This window comes from Phytomonospora sp. NPDC050363, assembly GCF_040655735.1.
Classification (GTDB): domain Bacteria; phylum Actinomycetota; class Actinomycetes; order Mycobacteriales; family Micromonosporaceae; genus Phytomonospora.
In genome coordinates this window covers 1-17522 of record NZ_JBFAKK010000001.1, presented here as the reverse complement: position 1 = coordinate 17522, position 17522 = coordinate 1, and the positions used below count along the sequence as shown (strand labels likewise).

Below are 17522 nucleotides of genomic sequence, written 5' to 3'. Positions count from 1 at the left end.
GTACTTTTCGGCCATGCATCGTGTGGTGGCATTGGTACGGCCGGTGCAGTCGACCTTCGGGCGGGTCTCGACCTGTCCCCGCACCTCGTCCGGCGATCCGACCGTCGAGGCGATCGCGGTCCGCGTCGGTCTCGGCTCGGCGGTCAACCTGCGCCGCCGTTTCCGCGGCCCGGCGGGCACGACGCCGAGCGCCTATCGCCGGACCTTCGACCAGCCGTGACGCGCTACCCCCGCGTCGCGCAGTCGCCGAGCAGAGCGGGCATGTAGCGGTAGACGATCGTGGTGCCGGCGGCCACGCGGGTCCCGGCCGCCGGAGTCTGCTCCCAGATCTCGCAGACGGCCGCCAGACCGTCGGGCCGCGCGGCCTCGGGCTGATGGTTCTCGAAGCCCTCTGCGGCGAGCAGTTCCGGAGCCTGCGACATCGGCAGGCCCACCAGGTCGGGAACCGCGACCAGCGGGGCCTGCCCGCTCGACTCCGGCACTTGGTCCGGACCGGTCGTGTCCGGAGCGCCCGGCCGGTCGTCGGCCGAACCGGGCGCGTCGCCGGGGGCGTCGTCCTCTTCGGACGGTGCGGTTTCGGGCGAGGAGGCCGGTCCGCTCGCCGCGCCGGCGGACTGCTCCGGGCCGGCGGTCTCGGACTCGCCGCCCGTGAGCGCCGGCAGCGCGAAGGCCGCGGCGAGCGCGATCAGCACCGCCGCGACGGCGAGGACGGCGATGAGGACGCGGCGCCGCCGCCGGGGTGAGGCGGCCTCATCGGCCGGTGACCCGGGTGCGGCCTCGACCTTCGTCCCCTCGTCGCGGGCAACGGGGTCGAGCGTCCGCGGCGTCTCCAGGGCCGTCGTGGCCTCGGCCTCCACCGTGGTCTCAGGTGACGATGCCTCGGCGGCGGGCATGAGCACGGTCGCGGCGGGGCTCGGGCGCTCGGTGGCGCCCGTGCGGCAGGCCGCGCCGAAGGAGTGGGCGGTCAGCCAGCGGTCGGCCGTTTCCTTGCGCAGCGCCTTGTAGACGGCTTCGGCGAGGACGCCGGGAACGTCCTCGGGCAGAGCGGGCGGCGGCTGGTTGAGATGGCCGGCGATGACGGCTTGGGGGTCGGTGGAGGCGAAGGGCGGCGCGCCGGTCAGGCACTCGAAGGCGACGGCGCCGAGGGCGTAGATGTCGGCCGCCGGTGTCGGATCGGTGTCGCTGAAGCGCTCGGGCGCGGTGTAGGCGACCGCGGCCGGGTCCGCCGGGCGAGCCGGCTCCACGGCGCGCGCGGCGCCGAAGTCGATGAGCTTCACCTCGCCGTCGGAGGTGATCAGCACGTCGGCGGGTTTGACGCCCCCGTGCACGATTCCCGCGTCGTGGGCGATCTGGAGGCCCTCAGCGGCGTCGGCGACGATCCGCGCGGTCTCACCAGGGGGCAGGGTGCCGTCCTCCCCCAGCGCGGCGGCCAGCGAGCGGCCGTCCACCAGCTCCATCACCAGGTAGCACCGCACGCCGTGGGCGCTCTCGTCGACGCCGTGGTCGCTCACGGAGGCCACGGACGGGGCGTCGAGACCGGCGAGCGTTCGGGCCTCGGACTCGAAGCGCGCGCGGAACTCCTCGCTCGCCGACATCTCGGGGTGGAGCAGCTTGACGGCGACGATGCGGTCGAGCCGGGTGTCGAGGGCGCGCCAGACCTCGCCCGTACCGCCGGTGGCGATGCGGGCATCGAGTCGGTATCGGGCGCCTACGAGTTCGTCCTCGTGCATGGTGGCCCCTCGGTCGACTGTGAAGGAATCTCAGGAATGGTAGCGAGAACCGGTCCGGTGGCCGACCGGCGACCGGCCCTCCGGAAAGCCCGGCCCCTCCCCCCTCGCACGGATGGGGAAGACGCTGAATCGAAGCGGATCTTCGGTATGTCACCGGTGCCTTCGGCGGCCCTAAGCTGGGTCCGGTGACCGCACCGGGTCACCGCTCTCCCGGGCCACGGCCCGGGAGTCGGATGCACGGGCCGGCCGCGACCCCTCGAACCGGCCCGCGTCCCTCCGGCACACGTCACGAGGAGATCACCATGCGAGCACGACTCGCCTTATCGGTTCTGACGCTGGCCGCCGTCGTGGCCAGCTCGATGTCCATGCCGCCCGAACCGGCGGCCGCGGAGCCCGCCGCCACCGAGACGAGCGCCCAGTACCGCGTCGTCGGACCCGAGACCCGGGCCGACGCCAGCGCGATCGCCGGCACCGGCGCGGCCATCGACTTCATCGAGCACGGGACCGTCTTCATCACCGCCACCGGCACCGAGGCGGCCGCGATCAAGCGGCTCGGCTTCGACGTCGAGGCGCTGCCCGCGCCGTCACCCGGTTCGCCGGACGACCCGCACCTCTCCGGCTTCCCGCCCGCCGACTCCGGTTACCACGACTACCCCGAGACCCTCGCCGAGATCAACAGGATCACCGCGGCCTACCCGGCACTGGCGAGCAGCCGCGTCATCGGCCGCTCCTACGAAGGCCGCGACATCGTCGCGCTGAAGATCTCCGACAACGTCGGCAGCGACGAGGACGAGCCCGAGGTCCTGTTCAACGCCAACATCCACGCCCGCGAGCACCTCACCACCGAGCAGGCGCTGTACCTGGCGAACCTGTTCACCGCCTCCTACGGCTCCGACAACCGGGTGACCGACGTCGTCAACGGGCGGGAGATCTGGATCATCCCGATGCTCAACCCCGACGGCAGCATGTACGACGTGGCCACCGGCTCGTACCGGTCGTGGCGCAAGAACCGGCAGCCGAACTCCGGCTCCTCGGCCGTCGGCACCGACCTCAACCGCAACTTCGGCTACAAGTGGGGCTGCTGCGGCGGGTCGAGCGGGAGCCCGAGCAGCGAGACCTACCGCGGGCCCTCGGCGTTCTCGTCACCGGAGATCCAGGTGTTCCGCGACTTCGTGCTGTCGCGCCGGGTCGGCGGTGTGCAGCAGATCAAAGCGCACATCGACATCCACTCGTACTCCGAGCTGATCCTGTGGCCCTACGGGTACACGTACTCCGAGACCGCGGAAGGCATGACGCAAGACCAGTACGACACGTTCGAGACGATCGGCTTCGAGATGGCCGAGACGAACGGGTACACGCCGGAGCAGTCCAGCGAGCTCTACATCACCGACGGCGACTCCACCGACTGGATGTGGGGCGACCAGCGGATCTGGTCCTTCACCTACGAGATGTACCCGGCCTCGCCGAGCCCCGGCTTCTACCCTCCCGACGAGGTCATCCCGGCGCAGACCGCGCGCAACAAGGAGTCGATCCTGACGCTGGCCGAGTACGCCGACTGCCCCTACCGGGCGATCGGCAAGGAGGCCGAGTACTGCCAGGCGGCCCGCGACTTCTCGGTCTCGGTGGCTCCCGCGTCCGCCGCGGTCAATCCGGGCGCGGCGGTGTCGGCGACGGTCTCGACGCAGACGACGGCCGGGCAGCCGCAACCGGTGACGCTCTCGGCGACCGGTCTTCCGGCCGGTGCGACGGCCGCGTTCTCACCGGCGCAGCCCACCACGGGCACGTCCTCGACGATGACGATCCAGACCTCGGCGAGCACGCCGCCGGGAACGTACCCGGTGACGATCCGGGGTGCCGGGACGGTGACCCGCACGACGACGTTCCAGTTGATCGTCAACGGATCGCCGGGCACGTGCCCGGGTTACGAGACGAACCGCACCGGCTCGCTGACCTCGGGCGGCAGCGTGTACCAGCCGGACGGGTCCTACTTCGAGACGACGGTCTCCGGGACGCACCAGGCCTGCCTGGACGGACCGAACGGGACCGACTTCGACATCTACCTGCAGAAGTGGAACGGCACCACCTGGACGAACGTCGCGCAGGGCACGTCGGCGCGACCCGATGAGACGCTGACGTACAACGGCACGGCGGGCCGCTACCGGTACCGCGTCCACGCCTACTCCGGCAGCGGAGGCTACGCGCTCGGTTTCGACACGCCGTAGCGGCGGTCGAAGACGCGGCGAGGCGGGATCCACCCGTCTCGCCGCACCGGCCGCCGCCGCCGTCAGGAGGTGGCCACCGCCGTTGCCGATCCGGGGGTGGAGCGGAACAGGGTGACGGCGAGCTGGACGCCTTCGACGAACTTCTCGATCTCCACGAAGCCCGCGGCGAGTTCCCTGAAGGTCTTGTTCACCGCGCCGTACTCGTGCTGTGGCAGGGCCGCGCCCTCCATGAAGGTGGCGCTGATGATCCCGGCGAGTGCGGCGGTGCGGACGTCGGCGCCGGCGGCGTGGTCGAAGGCCCGCTCAAGGCGCGCCCGGACCTCTTCCTCGACGCCGGTCTCGACGGGGCGGTACCTGTTGACCGGGATGAGCCCCAGGACCTTCTCCCGGTCGTGGGTCAGGATTCGCTGCTCCACCAGGCCTTCGAGGACCGGCAGCCGCAGGTCGACGCCGGCCAGGATCTGCACCCAGGAGCTGGGGATGTGCCGTGTCCTGGACTCCGACAGCCGCTTGAGCGCTTCGTCGACGCCGGGCCGGGCCACCGGGCCCGGTTCGCGGACGGCGACCCTTCCGGTGTCGTCGACGACGATGTGCCCGCCCAGCGCGAGTTCCAGCAGGGCCGCACCGGCCAGACTCCACTGCAGGTACGGGACGGCGTTGCGTCCCTTGTCGTCGCGGTAGGCGAGCAGCGCCACTTCTTCCAGGAGGTTCACCATGCCCCAAACGCTAGTGAGGCCGGGCCGGTGGCGGCATCGTAGCGGGGAATGAGCCGGGATCCTGCTCGGGCATGAGTCGCTCTCGCCGGCGGGCCCGCTTCGGCGTCGTCAGGCCCGGGCTGCGTACTCCCCGGCGATCGCCGCGCCGAGGCGCGCGTTGGACCGGACGAGGGCGATGTTGGCGGTGAGGCTGGCGCCGTCGGTGAGTTCGACGATCCGGCCGAGCAGGTACGGCGTGATGTCCTTGCCCCGCACGTTCAGCGCCTCCGAGTCGGCCAGCGCCCGGGAGATGATGGCGCCGATCCGGTCGGCGGGGATCTCGTCGGCGACCGGAATCGGGTTGGCCACCACGAGTCCGCCGGCCAGGCCGATTCCCCATTTGGCGGTCATCACGGCGGCGACCTCGGCGGGCGAGTCCACCCGCATGGGCGCCCGGTGCCCGCTGTCGCGCGAGTAGAAGGACGGGAACTCGTCGCTGCCGTGCACCAGCACCGGCACGCCGAGGGTCTCCAGCTTCTCCAGCGTCAGTCCGATGTCGAGGATGCTCTTGACGCCCGCGCTGACCACGGTCACGTCCGTGGCGGCCAGCTCGGTCAGGTCGGCGCTCACGTCGAAGGTGTGCTCGGCGCCCCGGTGGACGCCGCCGAGGCCGCCGGTCACGAAGACGCGGATTCCGGCGAGGGCCGCCAGGCGCATCGTCGCGGCGACCGTGGTGGCGCCGTGTGCGCCGCGGGCCATGACGAAGGGCAGGTCCCGCAGGCTCACCTTGGCGACGTCGCCGTGGCTCGCCAGCAGCTCCAGGTCGTCGCGGTCGAGGCCGATGCGGGGGATGCCGCCGAGCACCGCGATCGTGGCCGGCACCGCGCCGTGCTCGCGGATGATCCCCTCGACCTCCACGGCCATGGCGACGTTCTGCGGGTAGGGCATGCCGTGGCTGATGATCGTGCTCTCCAGCGCCACGACCGGGGTCCGGTCGCGCAGGGCCTGGGAGACCTCGTCAGTCAGGCGCAGCATCGGGTGGGGCGTGGTCACAGGGTGCTCCTCACGAGCCAGTCGGTCAGGTCGGGTCGAACGGTGTTCGGGCCGGCGATGGTCAGCGCGGCGGCGGCATGGCCGTAGGCGGCCGCGGCCGCGACTTCCTCTCCGGCGAGCAGTGCGTGGACGAAGGCCGCCAGCGCCGCGTCGCCGGCTCCGGTGACGTCGACGACCTCGGTGGGCACCGCGTCGATCGGGACGGCGCCGTCGGGGCCGCTGAGCAGCGAGCCCTTGTCGCCGAGATGGGTCCACACGTACCGCACGCCTTGTTCGTGCAGTACCGCCGTGGCGTCGAGCACTTCGCGTTCGGTGCCGGTGGGCCGGCCGGCGAGCACGGCCAGTTCGTCGCGGTTCGGGGTGATCGCGAACAGCGGCCGCTCGGCCGAGACGAGGTGGGCGCGCGCGGCCGCTTTCGGGACGCTCACGGGTTCCAGGATCGCGCGCACGTCGGCGGCGACGGCGAGTTCCAGCGCGTAGGACAGTGTCGCCTCGGGGAGGTTGCCGTCGAGGACCAGCAGTTCGGCGTTGGCGATCAGGTCGCGGACGGCGGCGACCTGGGCGATGCCGATGTCCTCGGTGGCGCTCATGTCGGAGACGGCGACGACCAGTTCGCCGTCGGTGTCGAGGACGGCGGTGTAGGTGCCGGTGGGCCGCGTGCTGCGGCGGACGTGCTCGACGTGCACGCCGGCCGCCGAGGTCGCCGCGAGGACCTGGTCACCGAGGCTGTCCGAGCCGACGACGGAGACGAGGTGTGTGCGGGTGCCCAGGCGGGCGAGGTTCTCGGCGACGTTGCGGCCGACGCCCCCGGGGGTGATGCTCGCCGTGCCGGGGTTGCTGGACGCGGGTACGGCCCGGAGTTGGCTGCGGGCCTTGACGTCCATGTTCGCGCCGCCGACCACCACGACGGCGGGACGGTTCGCCAGAACGTATCCGCGCCCGAGGATGACGCCCTTCCTGCCGAGGTTGGACAGGTGGACGTTGACCGCCGCCCTGGTCGTGCCGAGCGCCTCGGCGATGGCCGCCGAGCCGATCATCGGATCGCGGTGCAGCAGGGCCACGATCTCGCGTTCGCGTTCGGTGAGGGACACGCGATGATCATAAAGGAGCTTTAGCGCACTAAAGAATCGGGTGGGGTGGAGTCGCTAGCGGCAGACCGGATCGTCGTTGTACAGCCACTGGGTCAGCACGGCGGGATGGCCGGTCAGCCCGAGGATCGAGCCCCACATGACGCCCGCGCGGGCGAGTTCGCCGGAGCGGATGGCCGCGTTGAACAGGTCCACGTGGCGCAGGGTGGTCTGGTAGGACTCCACGACGCCCCGGCGGACCTCGGCTGTCCAGGCCGCCTCGGAGATCATGTAGTCGAGATTGGGGTTGTCGAGCAGTGACGGCGGCAGGCCCCGGGTCTGCAGGGCGTGGTCCATGACCAGGCGGGTGATGCGGCCGTTGCCGTCCACGAAGGGGTGGATCGAGACGAGCTCGCGCTGTGCGGCGGCGGCGAACTCGGTCGGGCCCATCGTCGCCGAGGCCTCGGTGTACCAGCGGAAGAAGTCGTCGAGCTTGCTCTGTACGAGCGCGCCCTCGGGGTAGGCGATGATCGCCGACTCCATGCGGGCGGCGATCTCCTCGGCGGTGAAAGAGGCGTTGTCCATGCCCCGCAGCGCGAGCTGGATGTGCGGATTGCGCTCCAGGATGGCGATCTGCTCCGGTGACAGCGCGCTGAACGCGCCCCGGAATCCCCGGCCGCCTCCGGCGAACACGTCCACGCCCGGTCCGCGGACGCTGCCGGCCTCGCTGGTGAGGTCGCGCGCGGCGGCGGCGTGTGCCGCCTCGACCTCGGCCTGCGTGAGCGGCCGGCCGGTGCGGGCGTGGTCGTCGAGCATCGCCGCGGCCTCCTGCCAGTCGCGGAAGTGCGGCTCGCCGTAGCGGTGCGCGGGCGGCACGGTCGAGGCACCGGAGTCGAAGGCGTCGGCGGCCGGGCCGTAGTGCTCGCGGTCGACGAAGCGCCGTCCCTGCATCTCGGTGTCCCAGGCCAGGCGCTGTTCGGGTGTCAGACCTTCGACGAGGGTACGGTAGCGCCGGGCGAACTCCTCGGGATTCGACACCAGGAGTGACTGGAGTTCGGAGATCTCGGCGGCCAGACGCGCCTTGGTGCGGCCCTCGAAGGCGCCGCCCGCGCCGCCGAGCACGACCCCGGCGAGTCCGCCGATGATGAAGCCCTGCTCCATCGCCGCCTGGACCTCGGCGAGGCTCTTGCCCTCGATCGCCGACTTGATGCCGGCGTCGAGCGCCCCGATGACGGCACCGGACGCGCCGCCGCCGATCGCCCTGGTCAGGGCCATGCGCAGCACCTGCGCGAGCGTGCCGGCGCCCGCCTGGCCGAGGATCCGCGACAGCATGACCGACGTGCCGCGCGCCAGCACCCGGTCGAATCCGAGGCCGGCGTAGGCGAGGAGGCCGTCGACGAAGCCGCGTTTCATACCCTCCCAGCCGTTGTCGCCGATCGCACCCCAGTCGAAGCGGGCGGCCGCGTCGTTCCAGGTCCGCCCCTCGACCACCAGGTCGTTGAGCAGGCCGACGCCTTCCATGACCGCCACCGGAAGGGCCTGCCCGGCACCTTCGATGCCCGCGCCCATGGCGCCCATCGTCAGCGCGGTGCCGCCGTACGTGGCGACGGTCGCCGCGGTCCCGGTCAAGCCGACGTAACCGGAGGCGACCGTGGCGCCGGCGGCGACGGCCGGAGCGGCGAGGACGACCGCGATCGACACCGCCGCCGCGAAAGAGACGTCGCGCACGATGACCGCCGTGGTGTGCACGCCCTCGGCGGACTGGCTGAAGCCGCGCAGGTAGTGCGAGAACTCGTCGCGCAGCTGCTGGTCGAGCCGGAAGACCTGGTCGAAGTGAGCGAAGGCCTCCTCGCTGCGACGTCCCGCCTCGCCGATCCCCTCGGCCGTGATCGGCGCCGCGAGCGCGGCGTCGAGCTGGGTGCGGACCTCGTCCCACTGGCCCGGGACGGCGTCCCAGCGGGCCGGGTCGGTGCGGGGAGCGCTGTTGAACAGGTCGATGAACTCGCCGACGAGGTCGAGTTCGCCGTACCAGTCGAGCTCCTGCTGCTTGGTGTCCAGGCCGCCCTGCTTGAACGAGTCGAGCACCCGAAGGTAGCGGCCGGTGCGGCCGCGCAGGTCGGCGCCGACCTCGCCCACGGTGCGGCCGTCGATCTCGCGGTCGGTCGAGGAGAGCGTGGGCTCGGCCGCCTCAGACGACAGCGGTTCGGCCGTGGCCGCCGGCGCGGCAGAGGACATGGACGCCGCCGCCCCGTCCGGGTCCTGGCGCTGCACCGAGAGCAGCCGGCTGACGGCGGCGTTTCCCGCCGATGACTGGAGGCGCAGGATCCCCTGGGGTGTGCGGTGCGGGCCGAGTCCGGCGCGCACGTCGCCGGGTACGCGGGCGCGGCGACGGTCGGGCTGGGTCCCCGCATGCGCTCCGGCAGTGTGAGCACGCTCCCGCTCCATCCCGGCACCGTACTGGGCGGGTCCGATCGCCGGACTGCCCCGACGGGCAGACGGGGAGGCATGATCGGCTTCCCGTGTGGTGGAAGTCGCCGGTCCATGGCGAGGGGGCATGCGATCCACTGTGGACGCCAATGCCACAGGCGGCCCGTCGTATGCCCCGCAGGGCAGGGGCCCGACATCGACTCGGGTCCCGCCGGTCATCATGTTGGCCATGGCCGCCGCCCCGAGACACGACTTCCTGCTCCTCGGTCCCTTCCAGGTCGGCGCCGCCGGCAGGCCCGTCAGCCTCGGGCACCGAAAGCGGCTGCTCCTCGCCGGGCTCCTGCTCAACGGCGGCCGGGTCGTCAGTGTCCGCCGGCTCTCCGAGTACATCTGGGACACCGAGCCCCCTGCCAACCCGGCACCGCGACTGCGGACGATGGTCGCCGAACTGCGCCGGGACCTGCGCGGTCTCGGCGGCGAGCTCATCGTCACCCGCTCCCCCGGCTACCTCATCAACACCGACGCCGCCCGCTGCGACCTGCCGGCCCTCCACGAGGCGATCGGCGGGATCGACGCCGCGACCGACGACACCGCACGCCTCACCGCCCTGGACAACGCCCTCGCCCTCTGGCGCGGACCCGCGCTCGACGGTCTCGACACACCCGCCGTCCGCGCCGAGGCTGCGTCGCTCGACGAGCTCCGCACGCGCCTGCGCGAAGACCGGATCGAGGCGATGCTCGCCCTCGGCCGCAACGCCGAGGTCATCGCCGAACTCACCGCGCTGACCCGGGCCCACCCCTCCCGCGAACGCCCGCACGGCCAGCTCATGTTCGCCCTCTTCCGGACCGGACGCGCCGAGGAGGCGCTACGGGCCTACCGGCGCCTCCGCGCCCGCCTCGCCGACGAGTACGGCATCGAGCCCTCGGCCGCGACACGCAGTCTCCACAAGGACATCCTGGGCGCCGCGCCGAGCCTGGACGCGGCGCCCGCACCGGCGAAGGCCCGTCCGATCTCCACGCTCCCGTCCCCCTCGCGCCTACTCGCCGGCCGCGACGCCGAACTCGCCGCACTGGACGCGCTCGCCGAGCGGAGCCGTGTCATCGTCGTCACCGGCCCGGCGGGGGCCGGCAAGACCACTCTCGCGGTCCACTGGGCGCACCGCGCCGCCGAGCGCTTCCCCGACGGGCGTCTGTACCTCAACCTGCGCGGCTTCGACCCCGAACCGCCGCTCGACACCGACGTCGCGACCACGATCCTCCTGCGCGCCCTCGGCCTGCCTCCGGACCGCGTCCCGCCCGGCACCGACGAACGGCGGGCGCTCCTGCGGTCGACTCTCGCCGGCCGCCGCGCCCTGCTGCTCCTCGACAACGCCGGAGACGCGGCCCGCGTCCGCGCGCTACTGCCGGACTCGCCGGGCTGCCTCACGCTGGTGACCAGCCGCGAACGGCTCAGCGGACTGGTCGCCCTCGACGAAGCCGAACGACTCGCCCTCGACGTGCTCGGCACGCGCGCCGCCGTCGAGATCCTCACCGGGATGCTCGGTGCCGAACGGCTCGTCGGGGAACCGGGCGCCGCCGAGGCCCTCGCCGCCGCCTGCGGCCACCTTCCCCTCGCCCTGCGCATCGCCGGCGCGCTCCTCGCCGACCGGCCGCACCAGTCGGTGGCCGGCTACGCCGCCGACATCGCCGCCGAACCACTGCGGAGGCTCGCCGTACCCGATGACCCGCACGCCGACGTCCACGCCGCGGTCGCCCGCTCCTACGCGTCGCTCGACGAGGAGTCCCGGCGAGCGCTGCGGCTGTCGGCGATGGTGCCCTCCCCGGCGGGCCTGTCGGCCGAGGCGCTGGGCATCGTGACCCTGCGCTCTGCGGCACCGCTGAAGTCCACTGTAGAGCGCCTGCTGTCCCGCAACCTGATCGCCGAGTCGGCGGCCGATCGCTTCACCCATCACGACCTCGTCCGGGCCTTCGGCATCCGCCACGCCGCCGACGATCCGGACGGCGGCGCGGCCGTCGACCGCCTCCTCGCCTACTACCTCGCCGAGTTGACCAGGGCCGTTGGCGGATCGGTGTTCGCCGGCGGAGGCCGTCCCCCGGCCGTCGACCGTGGTGAAGCGGTGGTCGCGCGGGCCTGGCTGGGCGCCGAACTGCCCAACATCGTGGCGGCCGTCGCTTACGCCGCCGAGCACCATCGGCCGGAGGCCGCCTGGCGCCTCGCCGACGCGCTGCGGGTGCCGTTGAGCGACACCGGCGCGCTCGCCGAGTGGCGCGGTGTCACCGACATCGGCCTCGCCGCCGCGGGCGCCGTCGCCAGCGACGTGGGACTGGCGGCGATGCATCAGGCCCGCGGCGCCATCCACTTCCGCACCTCGGAGGCCGAAGCCGCGCTCGCCGAGTACCAGCGCGCGCTCGATCTGTTCGCCCGCAATGATCACCGCAGGGGCGAGGCCCAGGCACTGCACGGGCTCGCCTCGGTGCACCACCTGCGCAACGACCTGCCCTCGGCCATCGACCTGACGCGCCGGGCCGTGACGATCGACCAGGACAACGACGACGCCGAGTCCGAGCTTCGCGGCCTGACGAATCTGGCGCAGGCGCGCATCCAGGTCGGGGATCTCGACCGCGCCCTCGACGACCTCACCGCCGCCCTGGCGCGAGCCGACGACGGCGACGACGCCTCACGCGCCGAGATCCTCCAGACCCTGGCCTTCCTGCACTCCCGGCGCGGCGAACTCCGCGAAGCCGTCGACGTGCTCACCCGGGCGGGCCGGCTCTTCACCGAGCTGGGCCGCCACCACGACGAGGTGCAGATCTGGATCGGATTGGCGGCGATGCACCGGGAACTCGGCTCCTACGGCACGGCCCGCGCCTACTTCCACGCGCTGCTCGACGAAGGAGACCGCCTGGGCGACGTGCGGCTCACCGTCATGTCGGCCTGTGGCCTCGCCCAGATCGCACTTCGCGAGGGCGGGGACACCGGTGCGGCCGGCGCATGGCTCGACCGCGCCGATGCCGCGCTGGAGAAGGGCACTTACGGCTACGGCACCTATGTCGTGACAACTGGCCGCGCCGCCCTCGCCCTCCACAAGGGAGACACCGCCGACGCCAACCGGCGAGCGCGCGCCGCGCTCGGCATCGCCGAGAAGGCGGGAACCCACATCGGACCGGCCCGCGCGCTGCTCGCCAAGACGCTGCACGCCATAGGAGATCTCGACGCGGCGCACAAGGTCGCGCAAGCCGCTCTCGGCGAGCTCGGCGCCAAGGGCCAGCACCTGGACGAGGCCCGGGTACTGATGACGATCGGTCTCATCCAGAAGGGACGTGGTGACATGACCGCGGCCCGTACCGCCTGGAGCCGCGCGCGGGATCTGATGGCGGCTTCGGGAAGCGCCGACCTGGCCCGGGTCGAGGTCCTGCTCAGCGGAGGCGGCTGACCGGGAGGGCGGATTCAGGGCGGGTTTCGGGCGCCCGGCCGGTGACCATCGCGGCGTACCTGTCCACGCCGGTCTCCCCCGGCCTCCGCAGAACGCCCGGTGATCCATGCACTCCCGAACACCACTTCCGCCGCCGCGGGTGATCGTGCTCCCGCGCCCGGCGCAGGTGCAGACCGCGGTGATGCTCATGTACGCGAGCGGGGTGGTGGGCATGCTGATGCTGTTCACGGTCGCCGTCGTCAACGACCCCGACGGTGAGGACGCCGAGGCGGTCCTTCTCGGCCTCACCGGCTGCTTCGGGCCGGCGCTGCACGTCACGGCCGGGATTCTCGGCATCTTCGTACTGCGCGGAAATTCGGAATGCCGGGTGGCGGCCTTCGCCGTCGCAGGGACCTCGGCGATCTGCGACGGGCTGGGGTCCACCGTCGGCTTCACCGCCGCCGGATCGGCGGCCGAGAACCACATCGGCGCCTTCCTCGCCTTCTACGGCGTGCTCGCCGCCTGCCTCATGGCGGCCGACGCGATCATCGTCGGCCTGCTGGCGCAGCACCGGGTGAACGCCTGGTTCGCCGCTCACCGCGCGCTTCGGCTCGCACGTCACATGCCTCCGGCCACTTGGCCCTAGTCGGCGCCCCCAGAGATCAGGAGATCCATGAACGTCACCACCCGAGAGCCCGCCGAAGCGCGGTTCTCCATCCCCGAGCCCGGGGAGCCGCAGATCCCGGCCCTCGCCGACCCCGGCCGGCGCCTGGCGGCACGCGCGATCGACATCGCCGCCGTCGCCGTGCTCTACCCCCTGGCCGTCAGCGCGGGATTCCTCATCACCGACCAGCTCCTCCCCGGCGCGGTGAAGGACACCGCCCGGGTCATCGCGATCGTCGTAGCCGTCACGTGCCCGATCACCTACGAGGCGATCCTGCTCGGCACCGTCGGCGCCACGATCGGCAAGAAGCTCCTGCGACTGCGCGTGCTGCGCCGGCACGACGGCCTGCCCGCCGGGTGGATCGCGGTGACCTTGCGGCCCATGGCGTTCTGGGTCTTCGTGTTCCTGCCCTTCGGGCTGCTCAACCCGCTGTGGTGCCTGTGGGACAAGCCCCACCGGCAGACACTGCACGACAAGATCGTGCGCACGGTCGTCGTCACACTGCCGAAGGGCTGACCGGCGGGGCGCCGACGGCGTCGGCGCCCCGGGCTCTACCCGGCGTAAGGCTCCGGCGGCTCACCGGCCCGGACCCGGCCGATCAAGTCCTCCGGGGAGACCGGCACACCGGGCCGGGCGGCGAGAGTGGCCAGAAAGAACGGGGGCCCGCGACTCTCGTCGCGGGCCCCCGGAACGGGGCCCTACTTCAGGCCGTAGGAACGGATCATGGTCTGCACTGTGGTGTCGCCGTCGATGTTCACGGCGGTCAGACGAGTCGAGACGGCGGTGGCCCCGGCGGGGTGGAACAGCACCGCCACGCCAGTCTCACCGAAGCGGCTGACCGCGACCCGCTTCCAGGTCTTCCCGTCGTCGTAGGAGACCTCCATGCCCAGGGTCTCGACGGCGGGCTGCCCGTCGGTGTTGTGGTCGAAGCTCAGCGACACGACCTGCGGAAGCTTCGCCTTGGCGTACCCGTCGCGCACTCCCGTGGCGTCGAGGCGCACGAGGCTCACGGCGGGATCCAGTGCGGCGTCGGGGACGAAGTCCTGCGCGTAGGAGAACTCGACGGTGGACTTGGTGCCGATGTCACTCCAGGCGACGTCCCGCTCCATCTCGCAGGTCAAGACGAAGTCGCCGGAAAGTCCCGAGGGGATCTCGAAACGGTTGGTGTAGGAGTAGGAGGTGTCGAGGACGGTCTCGCCGTTGGCGGTGAAGGTGAGACGGCTGTTCGGGCTCATCGACCACGACTCGATCGCCGGGTCCGGGCCGCTGAACATGCCGAGGTTGACATAGAGGAAACCGTTGCGGCGGTGCACACCCGCCGCGTCGTTGGTGAACCCGGTCCCGAGCGGAGCGCTGTTCCAGCGAACCGTCGTGGTCGCTCCGGCGACCACCACATGGGACGTGCCGTGGTCCTCGGTGTCGTCCGACATGAACTCACCCAGGGAGACGCTGGAGTTCCACTCCCCCGGCGTGTAATGGATCCGGTAGGTTCCGGGAGCCTGCCGGGGCAGCGCGATGCCGCTTCCGTTGCGCCCGGACCCCAGGTACGCGGTGGTGGTCCCCGGCCCCTGGGCCGCGATCACGTGCTCGACGACACCGAGGTCGGACTCCTCGTAAGCCAGCGCGAGACCGTCGGGCAGCGGTCCCTCGCGCGTCTCGGACAGGTAGTACTCGCCGCCCTCGTCCTCGAAGAGCTGCCACAGGTCGAACAGCACGGGCAGGCCCGAGGAACCGGGCAGCAACCGGGTCGTGAAGACGCTGCCGAACCACATGGTCGCGCCGATACCGCTGTGCGGGTCCTCGGTCATCCCGACCCGCACCTCGGCCGACGAGGACGACAGCACTTCCCCGTCGGTGAAGGTGATGTCGGTGGTCACTTCCCCGGCGGAGGCGGCGTCGACGGTGATCGAGGTGTCCGCGCTGATCTGGGCTGCCATGTCGGTGAAGGTCCCGAAGAGCGATTCACCGTCGCTGCTGGCGACCACGGCCGCGAATATATGGCGGCCGGGCGTGAGTCGGGCGTACGGCGTCCCGTCCGGCCGGTAGTCCCAGGTGATGCTTTGCTCGCCGGTGTCGAGGTTCCAGTAGGTGACATCGGCGAACTCGAACGTCTCTCCCTCGACGAGGGTCGACGGGAAGTCCACCGTGCAGATCTCCTCCTCGGTCACCGCGCCGAGGGCGGTCCGGACCGTCGCGGTCCCGTCGGTGGCGACCAGTTCCGCGGAGTGCGCGCCGTACTCGCGCGCCGGGTCGGGGTCGTAGGACACCGACACCGTCGCCGAGCCGCCCGCCGGTACCGTCACCTGTGGACGGTCGACGGCGAAGCCCTCGCCACCGCTCAGCGAGACCGAGAGCGTGACGTCGGCGTCGCCGTCGTTGGTGTAGGTGACGTCCTCGACGGCGGTCTCCTGGTCCTGCGGGAACCGGAACAACCCGAAGGAGACCGAGCCGTCGGCGTGGACGGCCTGGGAGATTCCGCGCGCCACGTCGAGGCGGCCCGCGCCTTCCTGCATGGGACTGAGGGCGTCGAGTCCCTTGGCGGAGCCGACGAGCGCGTTCTTGAGGCGCTCGCCCGTCCAGTCCGGGTGCCGCTGCTTGAGCAGCGCCACCGCGCCGGTGGTGTGCGGGGTGGCCATGGACGTGCCGTCGTGGGCGACGTAGGACTCGCCCTCGGTCCCGGTTCCGGCGGCCTGGGCAGCGGTGATCGCGCTACCCGGGGCGACCAGGTCCGGCTTGACCGAGTAGTCGTAGGCCGGTCCCTGGCTGGAGAAGTCGGACAGCTCGTCGGACTTGGTCACGCTGCCGACGGTCAGCGCCGAGGGCGCCACCCCGGGACTGTCGATGCTGTTCGGCCCGTAGTTGTTGCCGGCCGCCACCACGAACAGCGTCCCGCTGTCCGCGCTGAGGCGCTCCAGCGCCTCGACCACCGGGTTGCCGTCGTAGGGCGCGCCACCGATGCTGATGTTCACCGCGGTCGCGCCCTGAGCCGCGGCCCACTCCATGCCCTCGATCATGTCGCTGTAGGCGCAGAACCCGTCCTGGGTGCAGACCTTGCCGACGATCAGGTTCGCGCCCGGCGCGACGCCCTTGTACTTCCCGTTCGAGGCCGCGCCGGTGCCGGCCGCGATCGAGGCCACGTGCGTGCCGTGACCGTTCCGGTCGACGGCGTCGGACTCCTCGGTGAAGTTCTCGGCCACGGTCACGCGGCCGGCCAGGTCGGGGTGGGTCGGGTCGTAGCCGGAGTCGAGGACGGCGATGGTCACGCCGGTTCCGTCGTAGCCGGCCTCCCATGCGGCGGGCCCACCGATCTGCGGGACGCTCGCGTCGAGCACGACCCGCGACCTGCCGTCCAGCAGGATCCTGGTGTCGGCGGCCGAGCGGGCGTTCGCGCCGCTCACCGAGCTCCAGAGCCCGGCGAGACCGGACGCGGACAGGACCGAGGCGGTCGCCCCGATGCTCTCCAGGCGGGTGCCGTCGGCGACGGCCGCAGACCGTGAGGCCGCGCCGCCGGAGACGATGAGCGGAAGGACGTCGCTGTCGGCGTAGCCGTCGCGGATCAGTCCCGACACGTTGAACAGGCGCCGGTCCAGGTGGCCGGCGCGCAGCGGCGCGACGGCGTCGGCGGGCACGACGTAGACGTCGTCGCCGTCGCGGAACCGCTGGTGGCCGACCTTCTCCCGGCCCTCGCCCGGGAGGAGGGTCGTCGTCCCGTCGGCGGCGACGTCGACCCGGTCGCCGGTCACCAGGGTCACGATGTGGCCGCGCCCGTCGGCGGGCGGGGATACGGCGAGTGGCCCGGCGGCCTCGCCCGTCGGGTCGGCCGCCACCGGCGGCGCCGCACCCAGCAGCAGGGCGGCCGCAGCCGCCCCGCCGACGATCAGTCGCATGCTTCTTCTCACGTCGAGCCAACTCCCAGTGGGTCGATGGTCCTAATTGGACAGACCACTGTGGACGGACAGCGGTCCTCGGTAGTTGACGAGTCCGGCGGCGTGAAAGGTCTCGCGGGAAGCCGAGAAAGGCACATCGGTCTCCGAGAAGCACGTCCGCGCGGACAGGTCGGGCCCAGTATGGGAATCCATCGATCCACGAGAATGCCCGTGCCGACACAGCGGACATTTCGACGGTCGGGACCCTGGGCGTGTCCTGGTGATCATCGTGGGGCTGCGGCACCCGTAAGATCACCGGCCACTGAGGACGCTGTACTTTCGCATCATGGACACCGATCGCTTCGACACCGCCACGCTCCACGACG

General features: G+C 72.0%; 11 protein-coding genes. 5 read left to right on the top strand and 6 right to left on the bottom strand.

Annotated features, from left to right (window positions below):
* Positions 1-13 precede the first annotated feature (13 nt).
* Positions 14-220, top strand: a complete 207-nt coding sequence (locus AB0I28_RS00055; RefSeq protein WP_357488391.1) for a hypothetical protein — start codon at positions 14-16, stop codon at positions 218-220.
* A 4-nt stretch (positions 221-224) separates the two neighbouring features.
* On the opposite strand, the gene AB0I28_RS00050 is transcribed toward AB0I28_RS00055, so the two are convergent.
* Positions 225-1730, bottom strand: a complete 1506-nt coding sequence (locus tag AB0I28_RS00050) for a protein kinase (protein ID WP_357488389.1) — start codon at positions 1728-1730, stop codon at positions 225-227.
* 359 nt (positions 1731-2089) lie between these two features.
* Between AB0I28_RS00050 and AB0I28_RS00045 the strand changes: the two genes are divergently transcribed.
* The gene (locus AB0I28_RS00045) at positions 2090-3952 is read left to right on the top strand and encodes a M14 family zinc carboxypeptidase (protein ID WP_357489258.1); all 1863 of its coding nucleotides are present in this window, start codon (positions 2090-2092) and stop codon (positions 3950-3952) included.
* A gap of 62 nt (positions 3953-4014) precedes the next feature.
* On the opposite strand, the gene AB0I28_RS00040 is transcribed toward AB0I28_RS00045, so the two are convergent.
* The 4 genes from AB0I28_RS00040 to AB0I28_RS00025 form a co-directional block, all read right to left on the bottom strand.
* The gene (locus AB0I28_RS00040) at positions 4015-4668 is read right to left on the bottom strand and encodes a GPP34 family phosphoprotein (RefSeq protein WP_357488387.1); all 654 of its coding nucleotides are present in this window, start codon (positions 4666-4668) and stop codon (positions 4015-4017) included.
* A 108-nt stretch (positions 4669-4776) separates the two neighbouring features.
* Positions 4777-5700: a pseudouridine-5'-phosphate glycosidase gene (locus AB0I28_RS00035; RefSeq protein ID WP_357488385.1), complete on the bottom strand. Its 924-nt coding sequence runs from the start codon at positions 5698-5700 to the stop codon at positions 4777-4779.
* Entirely contained in the window at positions 5697-6791 is a 1095-nt protein-coding gene (locus AB0I28_RS00030) for a carbohydrate kinase (protein WP_357488383.1), read from the bottom strand. Before AB0I28_RS00030 ends, AB0I28_RS00035 begins: the two co-directional genes overlap by 4 nt.
* 54 nt (positions 6792-6845) lie before the next feature.
* Positions 6846-9212, bottom strand: coding sequence for a Fic family protein (locus AB0I28_RS00025; protein ID WP_357488381.1), 2367 nt, complete (start codon positions 9210-9212; stop codon positions 6846-6848).
* A gap of 211 nt (positions 9213-9423) precedes the next feature.
* Here AB0I28_RS00025 and AB0I28_RS00020 point away from each other — a divergent pair, with 211 nt between their 5' ends.
* From AB0I28_RS00020 to AB0I28_RS00010, 3 genes are all read left to right on the top strand, one after another.
* Complete coding sequence (locus tag AB0I28_RS00020; RefSeq protein WP_357488379.1) at positions 9424-12627, top strand: BTAD domain-containing putative transcriptional regulator; 3204 nt, start codon at positions 9424-9426, stop codon at positions 12625-12627.
* A 139-nt stretch (positions 12628-12766) separates the two neighbouring features.
* Positions 12767-13252 (top strand): hypothetical protein, encoded by a 486-nt coding sequence (locus AB0I28_RS00015; protein ID WP_357488377.1) that lies wholly within the window; start codon positions 12767-12769, stop codon positions 13250-13252.
* 27 nt (positions 13253-13279) lie between these two features.
* The gene (locus AB0I28_RS00010; RefSeq protein WP_357488375.1) at positions 13280-13786 is read left to right on the top strand and encodes an RDD family protein; all 507 of its coding nucleotides are present in this window, start codon (positions 13280-13282) and stop codon (positions 13784-13786) included.
* 182 nt (positions 13787-13968) lie between these two features.
* Here AB0I28_RS00010 and AB0I28_RS00005 read toward each other — a convergent pair whose 3' ends face one another.
* Entirely contained in the window at positions 13969-17157 is a 3189-nt protein-coding gene (locus AB0I28_RS00005; RefSeq protein ID WP_357488373.1) for a S8 family serine peptidase, read from the bottom strand.
* Positions 17158-17522 lie beyond the last annotated feature (365 nt).